Consider the following 11413-nt stretch of genomic DNA (forward strand, 5'->3'; position numbering starts at 1 on the left):
GCGCAGGAGGTCAGTCCAGGATGTCTGCCCGATGCACGAGCGCCGCGGCCCCGATGAGCGGTCCCTCATCGGAAAGGGCGGAGGGGACGACGCTCACCTTGCGGACGAAGCCGAAGGACGTGTGTTCGTCGATCCCGGCCCGGATGTGGTCGAAGAGTTCTGGCGTGATGCGCGAGAACCCGCCACCGATCGTCACGAGCTCGAGGTCCACGAGCGAGGTGACCGATCCGATGGCGCGCCCGATCGCCCGCCCGGCCCTGGCGACGGCGGCCTGAGCGATCCCGTCGCCGGCGACATGGCTCTCCGCCAGCTCCTCGCCGGTCGACCCGCTCCAGCCCTGCGCGCGCGCCCACGCGACGCTTCGCGGGCCGGACGCAACGGCCTCGAGGCATCCGTGGCCACCGCACGCGCAGTCATCCGTGAATCCGGCGACTTCGACGTGACCGATATGGCCGGCATTGCCGGTCGGCCCCGACACCGTCCTTCCGCCGAGGATGAGGCCCCCGCCGATCCCGGTGGAGACCACCATGCCCATGTGGTTGGAGCTGTCACGGCCTGCTCCCACCCAGTGCTCGGCGAGCGTGATACACAGCCCGTCCATGCGCAGGGTGATCTCGTGACCCGGCGCTGTCGTCGCGACGAGCTCGGTCAGCGGAAAATCTCGCCACGCCGGAAGGTTGAGCGGTGAGACGAGCCCATCGTCCTGGCGGATCGGTCCTGCGGCGCCGATGCCGATGCCGAGGAGCCCGGAGCCGGTCGGCAGCGTGCCGAGTGCCGCTGCGACAACGCCGGTCACGCTCCCGGAGAGTTGTTCGGAGTCGCTGGATGCCCCGGTCGGTCGCCGGAACCGGCTGCCGTCGATGATGCGCCCTCCGGAGTCGACGAGCGCCGCCTCGACCTTGGTTCCGCCGAGATCGACGGCGAGCGCGAGGTCGGATGGCATCTTCAGATCCTATTGCGGTGGCTGCGCGTAGGGTTGGATCATGACCCCCGGCACCACGCGTCTGGAGTTCACTCGGCGGCTGGATTTCCATCCCGCGATCGTGTTCGACGCGCTCATCGACCCCGACCTGCTCGGTGGCTGGCTCGCGCACGCGGTCGTCGAGCCGCACGAGGGCGGTGCCTTCGACCTCGCGTGGCTCACGAGCACGAGCTTCCCGCCGACGCGCGGTCGGATCAGCCTGCTCGACGAGCCGAGAGCCCTCGACGTCGTGACGGACAATCGCGGCCGGTTCCGGTTCGATCTCGACCCGAGCCCCGGGGGAGAGCGAGGCACGGTCACCACGCTGACCACTGCCGTCGACGTCGTGGTCGACCGCGCGTTCGTGCCGCGAGTCGCGGCGGACTGGCAAAGCAGCCTCGACCAGCTGGATGGCCTCCTGCGCGGGCATCCGGTGGACTGGATTCACTGGGATCGGGACCGTTCCGGTGCATGGCGGGAGTACCTGGCGGCGGCCGGAGGGCACTGATCCGACCAACATTGGTGCACGTTCGGCGACGATTCCTGCTCATCTGAGCAGAACAGCAACGAATGTTGAGTTTTTCAGGTCCGGTATCTAGCCTTGACGGGAGAGGAGACCGCCGTGCCCGTGCGAACCATCGACGACAGCGAGTTGCTCACCGTGCGCATCGCCGAGCTGTATTACGACGAGAACAAGACCCAGGACGAGATCGGCGCACTTCTCGGTGTCACACGCTGGAAGGTCGGCCGGATGCTCACCCAGGCGCGAGAGCGAGGCATCGTCCGCATCGAGATCGTTCATCCCCGGGCGCGCAGGCTCGGCGTCGAGCGCGAACTGTGCGAGCGGTTCGGTCTGGCGGATGCCGTCGTCGTGCCCCTGGCGGAGGATCTCCGGTCACGCGTCGCGCAGGCGGCCGCCGATTACCTCACAGCCCTTCGACCGGTCCCGCGCGCGCTGGGGATCAGCTGGGGCAGGACCCTGGATGACGTCGCGCATCACCTGCATCAGGGGTGGGCGAACGGGGTGACCGTTCTGCAGATCAACGGCAGCGTGAGCCTCAACCGGCGCCCGGGCACCGCATCCACGACGGCAGCGGAGATCGCCCACAAGGGCGGAGGCCAGGCGATCCTGCTCCCGAGCCCCGCCATTCTGGAGCGCCTCGAGACGGCGCGCGCGATCTCCTCCGACCGCACCGTCGCGGCCGTGCTCGATCGCGCGATCAGCGCCAACGCCTACCTCTTCAGTGCGGGGGTCGCCGACTCGACATCCATTCTCGTCAGCAGCGGCTACCTGTCGCCCGACGATGTCTCGGAGCTGGTTCGGAAGGGTGCGGTGGGCGATGTCGTCGGCCGCTACATCGACGCGAACGGCAACCCCGTGGATCCGGGGCTGGATGAGCGTACCGTGGGAGTGGGTCTCGATCATCTGCGTGCCGCCGAGAGGGCCATCTTCGTGGTCACCGGCGAGCCGAAACACGACATCGCCCGAGCGGTGGTCACAAGCGGCCTGTGCAGTGTCATCGTGACGGACGAGGGCACCGCAGCGGCACTTCTGGAGGAACAATGACAATCGAACAGTCTGTCGCGCTGGCGCCCGCTGCGAGAGCGATCCAGCTCATCGGGACCGACCTCACCGAGAAGAGCCTGAAACTCCATCTCGATGGTCTCTCCGGGGTGGATGCCGTCGGTCTTGAGGCGCGTGCAGCCGGTCTCGCGACGCGCTCCATCAAGACGACATCGAAGGCGTGGGCGCTGGACACCATCATCCGGCTCATCGACCTGACGACGCTCGAAGGGGCTGACACACCGGGGAAGGTGCAGTCCCTCGTCGCCAAGGCCATGAACCCCGACCCCTCGGACCCGACGACGCCTCGAGTCGCGGCGGTCTGCGTCTACGGGGACATGGTCGCCGATGCCGTTGCAGCGCTCGGAAGCGCCCACGCGGCAGGGGGCCCGACGGGCATCAACGTCGCGGCGGTCGCCACGGCGTTCCCGAGTGGTCGCGCATCGCTCGCGGTCAAACTCGCCGACACGCGGGATGCGGTGGCAGCGGGGGCCGACGAGATCGACATGGTCATCGACCGCGGTGCCTTCCTGTCCGGCAGGTACGGTGTCGTCTTCGAGCAGATCGTCGCGGTCAAGGAGGCCTGCCGGCGCGATGACGGCTCGATGGCTCATCTCAAGGTCATCCTCGAGACCGGTGAGCTGAACACCTACGACAATGTGCGGAAGGCATCCTGGCTGGCGATTCTCGCGGGTGCCGACTTCATCAAGACGTCCACGGGCAAGGTGCAGCCGGCCGCCACGCTTCCCGTGACCCTTCTCATGCTCCAGGTCGTTAACGACTGGAACCGCCTCACCGGCGAGAAGATCGGCGTGAAGCCCGCGGGAGGCATCCGCTCATCGAAGGACGCGATCCGCTACCTCGTCACGGTCGCGGAGACCGTCGGCGAGGAGTGGCTGCATCCGCACCTGTTCCGGTTCGGAGCGTCGAGCCTCCTGAACGATGTGCTGCTCCAGCGCCAGAAACTGAAGACCGGCCACTACAGCGGCCCCGATTACGTCACGATCGACTAGGAGAGACACCATGAGTTTCCTCGAATACGCGCCAGCGCCGGAGTCGAAAAGCATCCTTCACCTCAAGAAGGACTACGGGCTCTTCATCGACGGCGATTTCCGAGACGGGCATGGAACCCCGTTCACCACGATCTCGCCGGCCGACGAGAGTCCCATAGCTCGCATCGCGAATGCGAACACCGCGGATGTCGACACGGCCGTCGCCGCCGCCAGGCGTGCGTACGACAAGACCTGGTCGCGCATGAGCGGAGCTGACCGCGGCAAGTACCTCTTCCGGATCGCACGGCTCGTGCAGGAGCGCTCCAGGGAACTCGCGGTCGCCGAGAGCCTCGACAACGGCAAGCCGATCAAGGAGAGCCGGGATGTCGATGTCCCCCTCGTCGCGGCCTGGTTCTTCTACTACGCCGGATGGGCGGACAAGCTCGATCACGCCGGTCTCGGCCCTTCGCCTCGCGCCCTCGGGGTCGCTGCGCAGGTCATTCCGTGGAACTTCCCGCTGCTCATGCTCGCCTGGAAGATCGCGCCGGCGCTCGCCGCCGGCAACACCGTCGTCCTGAAGCCGGCGGAGACCACCCCGCTGTCCGCGCTCGTCTTCGCCGAGATCCTGCAGCAGGCGGATCTGCCCGCGGGCGTCGTCAACATCATCACCGGAGCCGGGGACACGGGTTCTGCGCTCGTCAACCATCCGGACGTCGACAAGGTCGCGTTCACCGGATCGACGGCGGTCGGACGGGCGATCGCCAGATCGACGGCGGGAACCGGCAAGAAGATCACGCTCGAGCTCGGTGGAAAGGCCGCGAACATCGTGTTCGACGACGCGCCCATGGACCAGGCGATCGAGGGGATCGTCAACGGGATCTTCTTCAACCAGGGCCACGTCTGCTGCGCAGGGAGCCGCCTGCTCGTGCAGGAGAACATCCACGACGAGGTCATCGACCGGCTCAAGCAACGGCTCTCGACCCTGCGAATGGGCGACCCGCTCGACAAGAACACCGACATCGGCGCGATCAACTCCAAGGCGCAGCTCGAGCGGATTCGCGCACTGTCCGAGGTCGGGGAGCAGGAGGGGGCGACGCGCTGGAGTGCGGACTGCGAGATCCCGGCGAAGGGCTTCTGGTTCGCACCCACGATCTTCACGAACGTCGAGACGAGCCACCGCATCGCGCGGGAGGAGATCTTCGGCCCCGTGCTGTCCGTGCTCACCTTCCGCACGCCTGCGGAGGCCATCGCCAAGGCGAACAACACCCCGTATGGGCTCTCCGCTGGCATCTGGTCCGACAAGGGCAGCCGCATCCTGGGTGTCGCCGATCGCCTGAAGGCGGGTGTCGTCTGGGCGAACACCTTCAACCGGTTCGACCCCGCGAGTCCGTTCGGGGGTTACAAGGAGTCCGGCTACGGGCGTGAAGGCGGCCGTCATGGGCTCGGCGCATACCTTCAGTCCGGATGGTCGGATGCGCTTCCCGCATCCCGATCGCCGCGGCCATCACGAGCCATCCGGCCGTCGACGAAGGCGAAGCCGGCCGAGAAGGCCGTTCGCGCGGCCTCGAAGGGAGCGGCGTCATGACCGCGCACCTCACCATCCCGAAAACGTACAAGCTCTACATCGGTGGCGCTTTTCCGCGCAGCGAGTCCGGCCGCACCTACGAGGTGGCCACTCGCTCCGGGGCGTTTCTCGCCAATGCGGCCAAAGCGAGCCGCAAGGATGCGAGGGACGCGGTCGTCGCGGCCCGTGCAGCGCAGTCCGGATGGGCGGGAGCGACCGCGTACAATCGCGGCCAGGTTCTCTACCGCATCGCGGAACTGCTCGAAGGGCGTCGCGCACAGTTCGTCGACGAGCTGCGGAGCGCGGGAGGGGTCACCGAGGCCGCAGCGCAGCGTGAAGTCGATGCGGCGATCGACGTGTGGGTCTGGTACGCGGGATGGGCCGACAAGTACCTGCAGGTGACCGGAAACGGTAACGCCGTCAGCGGGCCGTACTTCAACATCTCGACGCCGGAGCCCACCGGCGTCGTCGCGGCGATCGCGCCTCAGGATGCCGCGGCCTGGGGAGGCGGACTGCTCGGCCTGGTGTCGGTCATCGCCCCCGTGCTCGTCAGTGGGAACACGCTCGTCGTCGTGGCGAGCGAGTCGACGCCGCTGCCGGCCATCAGCCTCGCCGAGGTTCTCGCGACGAGCGACGTGCCCGGCGGAGTCGTGAACATTCTCACCGGATCTCCCGCTGAGATCGCACCGTGGCTCGCGAGCCACGCTGACGTCAATGCACTCGACCTCACCGGTGCGGAGGGCATGGACTGGATCGACCTCCAGATCGCCGCCGCGGACACGCTCAAGCGAGTTCTCCCTCCCGAGTCCGGTATTCCCACGCCATCGTTGGATCGTGTGCAGTTCTATACGGAGACGAAGACGGTCTGGCATCCGAAGGGCATCGTGTAGTCGCGGAGGCATCGCCCCTCGACTGTTGCCCGGACTTCGCGTACCCTGTTGCCGTGGGGATGGCCGGGGGGCTCTTCGTGCGGCGCTCCGTCGCACGGTGGTTCGGCATGCTCGCCGCAGGTGCGATTGTCGCCTCGTTCATGGTGTTCGCGACGGCTGCGCCGGCGTCCGCTGCGGGCGAGAACACGATACTGACGCTCATCAACCGGGATCGCGCTGCCGTTGGTCTCGGTCCGCTCAAGTTCAACGCCGCGATCAATGCCGTTGCGTTGGCCTGGGCGAAGACGATGGCGGCGAACGACTCGATGGTCCACAACCCCGATTACTCCAGCCAGATCCCCACCGGATGGACTCGCGCAGGCGAGAACATCGCTCGTGGGTTTCCGACGCCAGAGGCGGTCCACGACGCGTGGATGCATTCGACGGGGCACCGAGCCAATATTCTCGGCGATTACACCGACGTGGGAATCGCGTTCATCACGGTCGACGGAACGACCTGGGCGGTCGAGGATTTCGCCAAGTACGGCACGACCTCGGCACCCGCGACGCCGAAGCCGAAGAAGCCGCCGGCTCCGTCCTCTCCCGCCAGGCCGTCGACACAGGACTGGTCGTTGACGCAGCAGGGGTCCCCGTCGTCGACGCCGGAGAAGTCCCCTGCGGAGAGCGATCCGGCGAGGGCCGCGCGGATTCCTCACGAGATCGACCTGAGCCTGCTCCCCGACGAGGAGCCGACGAGTGTACCGCCGTCGACCCCGGATGCTGCTGAGAACAGGAGCACGCGGCCCGGTCAGGACACGGACGCGAATCCCTCCGGGGAGCCGCGGAATTCCCTGTCGTTGGTCGCAGCGATGTGGCACAGCGGCCCGGGACTCGGCGGCGTGGTGCTCGGCGGCGCGGGACTCGCCGGCCTGGTGCTCGCCGCGGGCGCCGTCACCGGAGCGAGACTCCGGCGGCGGTGGCGTCGCGGCTGATCACGCGCGAAGCCGAATGTAAAGTAACAGAACGGTAACGGAACCGGTATAGTAGGCACACCCGCTTCGGCGGGACACTGTCGAACTACCGAATGGCGTGTCAATGGCGACTGCCCACCACCCGAGAGCGCGTGCGGCGCGACGCTGGGTCATCGTGAGCGCACTGTTCGTCGGATTCCTCGGCGTGATGGTGTTGGGTCCGGGTCCGTCGAAGGTCGAGGCCTCGAATCTCTTCGGGGGGTTGAGGGCCCCCGGGGAGGCCGCGTTCATCGCCGGCCACCGGGGCGACCGCTCTGTCGCACCTGAGAACACGATGGCATCGATGCAGGCCGCGCTCGACGGGCCCATGGAATTCGTCGAGGCGGACATCCAGCTGACGCGCGACGGCATCCCCGTCCTCCTGCACGACACCTTTGTGAATCGGACGACGAACGGAAGCGGAAGGGTGGGAGACCTCACGCTCCGGGAGTTGCAGGAGCTCGATGCGGGATCGTGGTATTCGCCCGCGTTCGCACGCACCAGGATTCCGACGCTCGAGTCGCTCCTGTCCGCGCTGCAGGCCAAACAGGCGGCGGGGAATGCCAAGAAGGCCCTGCTCGAACTCAAGGGGTACTGGAGCACCGGCGAGGTCCGCATCGTCACGGACCTCATCGCCGACTACGGCGTCGGAAACCTCGTCATCATGTCGAGCTTCGACCTCTCGACGATCGATCACCTCGGCGAGGCGGACGGCACTCTGCCCGTCGCGATCATCACCTCGCACCTGCCCAATGACCCCGTGGGTTTTGCGAGACTCTATGGGGCGATGGCCATCATCACGAGCCAGTCCGCCGTCGAGGGAGACCTCTGGGTCGTCGATCGGATGCACCGCGCGGGCCTCGGCCTCGTGCTGTACACGCTCAATACCAAGTCGGCGTGGAAGAACGCCCTCGCGCTCGGTGTGGACGGGGTGATCACCGATCGCCCGGATCGCCTCGACCGGTGGCTGCTCGCCGCATCAGAGGGTTGATGTCGTGGCGAGCACTTCCGCGCGAACCGTCGTCTTCCTCGGTGACAGCATCACGGCGGCCGGACGGTGGAGCGACTGGTTCCCGGACTCGACTGCCGTCAACCTCGGCGTGTCCGGCAACAAGACCGCGGACATCCTGAACCGGATCGATGAGGTCGTCGCGGCAGCGCCGGACGGGATCTCGCTGCTCATCGGGACCAACGACCTCGGGGCAGGATATCCCGTCGACCGTGTCGTCGACGGGGTGGGTTCAGTCGTCGATGTACTCCGACGCGAGGTGCCGGACGCCCGATTGCTCCTGCAGTCGATCATGCCGAGGGGGCGCGAGTTCGCCAGGCGGATCAGGCGTGTGAACCGCCGGCTGCGTCGTATCGCCCCGACCGTGCATGCCGAATACCTGGACCTCTGGCCGGGGATGGCGACGTGGCGTGGCGCCCTGCGCGACGAACTCACGATCGACGGGCTGCACCTGAGCGAAGCAGGATATGCCGCGTGGCTGGAGCTCCTGCGCCCTGCGGTGTCGAGGCTGCCCCTGTCTCCGCCTATCGGCTCGGGGACAGAGCGCTAGAGCTTCCCGATGAGCCGGGTGTAGAACCCGACGCCGCACAGGAACGTCGCGACGCTGATCCGCTCGTTCTTCGCGTGGAGGGTCCCGCGCTCCTCCTTCGACATCTCGAACGGGCTGAAGCGGTAGACGTGTTCGCTGATGCGCGTGAAGTGGCGGCTGTCGCTCGCCCCGAGCATGACGTACGGCGTGACGATCGTGCCGCCGAACGTCTCCTCGATGGTGGACTTCACGAGCTCCCACGCCCGTCCGCTCGTCGGCGAGACGGGGGAGGGCTCCGTGGGGTGAAGGGCCTCGACCTGCACCGCCTCATCCCTGATCGCCCTGCGCACGTGCGCGATCGACTCTTCGACGTTCGAGTCGATCGCAATTCGGATGTTGACGATCGCCTCCGCGCGTTCCGGCAGCGCGTTGGCCGCCTGTGCTCCGCTCAACTGGGTCACGACCTGTGTCGTGCGCACCATGGCGTTCGTCTCGTCGCCAAGACGCGCAAAGAGTCCGAGGAGAGGGAGCTTCGACAGCCAGAGATTCGTGAACACCCACTTGAGCGGCTGTCTGGCGTGCGCACCGAGCGTCCTGATCATCTCGAGGTTCGTCGGCACGAAGGACTTCCGAAACGGCTTGCGATTGAGGCGCATGATCGCTCGCGCGAGGCGCACGGTCGCGGCGAACGCGGGAGGCGTCGAAGCGTGTCCGCCCTGCTGGTCGACGACGAGCCGAAGGCTCAGGATGCCCTTCTCGCTCACCCCGACGACGGCGATCGGTTCCGTCACCCCCGGGAAGATGCCCTCGACGACGGCACCGCCCTCATCCAGCACGAGAGCGGGCCGGATGCCACGTTCCTCGAGGAGATCGACGATGACGCGCGCACCAGAGCCCGCCGTCTCCTCGTTGTGCCCGAAGCTCAGATAAATGTCGTGGTCGGGGGTGAAACCGTCAGCCAGGTGGGTCTCCACGCCTTCGAGGATGCTGATGAGCGAGCTCTTGTCATCGAGCGTCCCGCGTCCCCAGACATAGTCTTCTCCGGCTTCGCCGACGAGCTCGCCGCCGAACGGCGGGTGCTCCCAGCCCTCGTTCGTCGCGGCGACGACGTCGTAGTGCGCCATGAGAATCGACGGGTCGCCTTCCCCGGCACCGGTCCAGCGGAACAGCATCGAATGGTTGTCCACGAGTTCGAGGTCCAGGCTCGCGTGAGCCCTGGGGTACCTGGTCGCGAGTTCGGCTCGGAAGGCGGCGAACGGCTCCCAGTCGGTCTCACCATCGTCGAGTCGCGACACGGTGGGTATTCGAACGAGCGCGCGAAGGTTCTCCACCGCGCGTCGGCCATCGATCTCAGGTTGCACACCCCGACTCTATAAGGCGGATAGCCTTGGAATCGATGACGTCCTATCCCACCCCCGCCTTCACGCGTCCTGCCCTCGCTCCTGGGCTGCTCGGCGCCGTCGTTCTGCTTGCCGGGCTCGCGCTTCTCGACAACGCGAGCGGCTATTTCTGGATCAAGGCGGCCGTCGCGGTGCTCGCCCTCATCGTGTGCGTCTTCGCGTGGCAGGCGCATCAACGATGGTGGCTTCTCCCGCTCGTGCTGATCGCGGTGGCCTGGAACCCCGTGTGGCCGTTCGACCTGCACGGCCAACTGTGGGTCGCGGGTCAGTTCGTGGCTGCGCTCGTGTTCATCCTCGCCGGTGTCCGCATCAAGGTGAAGAATCCCGAGAATCGCAACCGCGGATAGGTTGATGCCCGATCGGGCACCTCCGCTGGGATCAGCCCCAGGTGAGTTCCCAGGTGACCGATTCGTCGACCAGGTCGAGATCGCCGGAGTCGAACGCCCACTGGTCCTCGCTCGGTGCAGCGGGTATGACGACGCCGTCGAGTTCGAGTGCCTGCGCGACTCGTTCAGCAGGCACGAAGTCGACCGTCGTCGAGTCCCCGATCGGTACGACCGTGTGCAGGATGGTGTGGTCGTAGACGTGGATGAGGTTGTACGCCTGCGCGCCATCTCTCAGTCTCACGGAACCGGCGGCAGCGGCCAGATCCTGGGTGTAGCAGCTCGCCGACGCGACGGACACCGGGATGCCCGCGAAGGTGCCGCTCGTGGAGTAGTGGAGGTGTCCCGCGACGATGCTGCGGACATCCGTGCCCTTGAGCACCTCGGCGAGGGCACCCTGCTCCCGCAGTTCGACCGTCACGGCGAGATCGACGATGCACGGAATCGGCGGGTGGTGCATGGCGAGGATCGTGCCGTGCGGGGCATCCGTCGACAGTTCGTCGGCGAGCCAGTCGAGCTGGTCGGCCTCGAGCCGGCCGAAGCGATGGCCGGGAACGCTCGTGTCGATCGTGATGACACGCAGCCCGTCGAGGTAGTGGACGCGGTCGATCGGATCCGTTGACGGGGACAGCCCGAGCATCGTCGTGCGGAACGCCGCACGATCGTCGTGGCTGCCCATCACCCAGATCGGCTGGGCGCCCAGGCGGCGGGCGACCGGGTCGACGATGGAGCGCAGTTTGCCGTACGCCACGGGCTCGCCCCTCTCGGCGAGATCGCCCGTGAACAGGATCGCATCGGGCCGGAGCCCTGAGCGCTCGAGGTCATCGAAAACCCGTCGAACCCTCGCTTCGCCGTCCACGCGGTCGAAGGGCTGACCGTCCGCGAGCAGGTGAGTGTCGCTGAGGTGCAGGATGACGTGGCTCGGCCGCGAGTACTCCGCAGTCCTGGGAGGCATGGGTCAAGCAAATCGTGTTTCTGACCTTCCGACCCTGTGCGCGACGGCGAGTCGGATTTCGGGCGAATGGGTCGCGAACTCCTCTTCCATCCCGTAAACTGGGTCTGCACCGCGAGGATCCAATCGCGGCCTGACCTTGCCGCTGGCAAGTTGCTCGGGTCTGGAACCTCGTCGCTC

Annotated in this window: 12 protein-coding genes; 9 read left to right on the forward strand and 3 right to left on the reverse strand. The window is 67.0% G+C overall.

From position 1 onward, the window contains the following. Window positions 1-10 precede the first annotated feature (10 nt). Complete coding sequence (locus tag BKA04_RS11695; protein WP_104094545.1) at window positions 11-943, reverse strand: ROK family protein; 933 nt, start codon at window positions 941-943, stop codon at window positions 11-13. Window positions 944-983: 40 nt separating this feature from the next. Here BKA04_RS11695 and BKA04_RS11700 point away from each other — a divergent pair, with 40 nt between their 5' ends. From BKA04_RS11700 to BKA04_RS11735, 8 genes are all read left to right on the forward strand, one after another. Beyond that, the gene (locus BKA04_RS11700) at window positions 984-1469 is read left to right on the forward strand and encodes an SRPBCC domain-containing protein (protein WP_104094546.1); all 486 of its coding nucleotides are present in this window, start codon (window positions 984-986) and stop codon (window positions 1467-1469) included. Between the two features lie 114 nt (window positions 1470-1583). Then, window positions 1584-2528, forward strand: coding sequence for a sugar-binding transcriptional regulator (locus BKA04_RS11705; protein WP_232841900.1), 945 nt, complete (start codon window positions 1584-1586; stop codon window positions 2526-2528). Further along, complete coding sequence (deoC, locus tag BKA04_RS11710) at window positions 2525-3538, forward strand: deoxyribose-phosphate aldolase (protein WP_104094547.1); 1014 nt, start codon at window positions 2525-2527, stop codon at window positions 3536-3538. The genes BKA04_RS11705 and deoC overlap by 4 nt, the downstream gene beginning before the upstream one ends. A 10-nt stretch (window positions 3539-3548) precedes the next feature. Further along, on the forward strand, window positions 3549-5102 hold the full coding sequence (locus BKA04_RS11715; protein ID WP_104094548.1) for an aldehyde dehydrogenase family protein: 1554 nt from the start codon (window positions 3549-3551) through the stop codon (window positions 5100-5102). Beyond that, a complete protein-coding gene (locus BKA04_RS11720; protein WP_104094549.1) occupies window positions 5099-5971 on the forward strand; it encodes an aldehyde dehydrogenase family protein in 873 nt (290 codons plus the stop codon). The genes BKA04_RS11715 and BKA04_RS11720 overlap by 4 nt, the downstream gene beginning before the upstream one ends. A gap of 59 nt (window positions 5972-6030) precedes the next feature. After that, window positions 6031-6942 carry a CAP domain-containing protein gene (locus BKA04_RS11725; protein ID WP_232842049.1) on the forward strand — a complete coding sequence of 304 codons (912 nt, stop codon included), beginning with the start codon at window positions 6031-6033 and terminating at the stop codon, window positions 6940-6942. 103 nt (window positions 6943-7045) lie between these two features. Continuing rightward, entirely contained in the window at window positions 7046-7951 is a 906-nt protein-coding gene (locus tag BKA04_RS11730) for a glycerophosphodiester phosphodiesterase (protein WP_104094551.1), read from the forward strand. Between the two features lie 4 nt (window positions 7952-7955). Next, a complete protein-coding gene (locus tag BKA04_RS11735; RefSeq protein WP_167309619.1) occupies window positions 7956-8519 on the forward strand; it encodes a GDSL-type esterase/lipase family protein in 564 nt (187 codons plus the stop codon). On the opposite strand, the gene BKA04_RS11740 is transcribed toward BKA04_RS11735, so the two are convergent. Further along, the gene (locus tag BKA04_RS11740; protein ID WP_232841901.1) at window positions 8516-9859 is read right to left on the reverse strand and encodes a M20/M25/M40 family metallo-hydrolase; all 1344 of its coding nucleotides are present in this window, start codon (window positions 9857-9859) and stop codon (window positions 8516-8518) included. The genes BKA04_RS11735 and BKA04_RS11740 overlap by 4 nt on opposite strands. Window positions 9860-9894: 35 nt before the next feature. Here BKA04_RS11740 and BKA04_RS11745 point away from each other — a divergent pair, with 35 nt between their 5' ends. Then, the gene (locus BKA04_RS11745; protein WP_104094553.1) at window positions 9895-10245 is read left to right on the forward strand and encodes a DUF6804 family protein; all 351 of its coding nucleotides are present in this window, start codon (window positions 9895-9897) and stop codon (window positions 10243-10245) included. 31 nt (window positions 10246-10276) lie between these two features. Here the strand turns inward: BKA04_RS11745 and BKA04_RS11750 are convergent, their stop codons facing one another. Further along, window positions 10277-11236 carry a metallophosphoesterase gene (locus BKA04_RS11750; protein WP_104094554.1) on the reverse strand — a complete coding sequence of 320 codons (960 nt, stop codon included), beginning with the start codon at window positions 11234-11236 and terminating at the stop codon, window positions 10277-10279. Window positions 11237-11413 lie beyond the last annotated feature (177 nt).

Origin of the sequence: Terrimesophilobacter mesophilus, from assembly GCF_014200375.1 — a bacterium.
In the GTDB taxonomy this organism is placed as follows: Bacteria; Actinomycetota; Actinomycetes; order Actinomycetales; family Microbacteriaceae; genus Terrimesophilobacter; species Terrimesophilobacter mesophilus.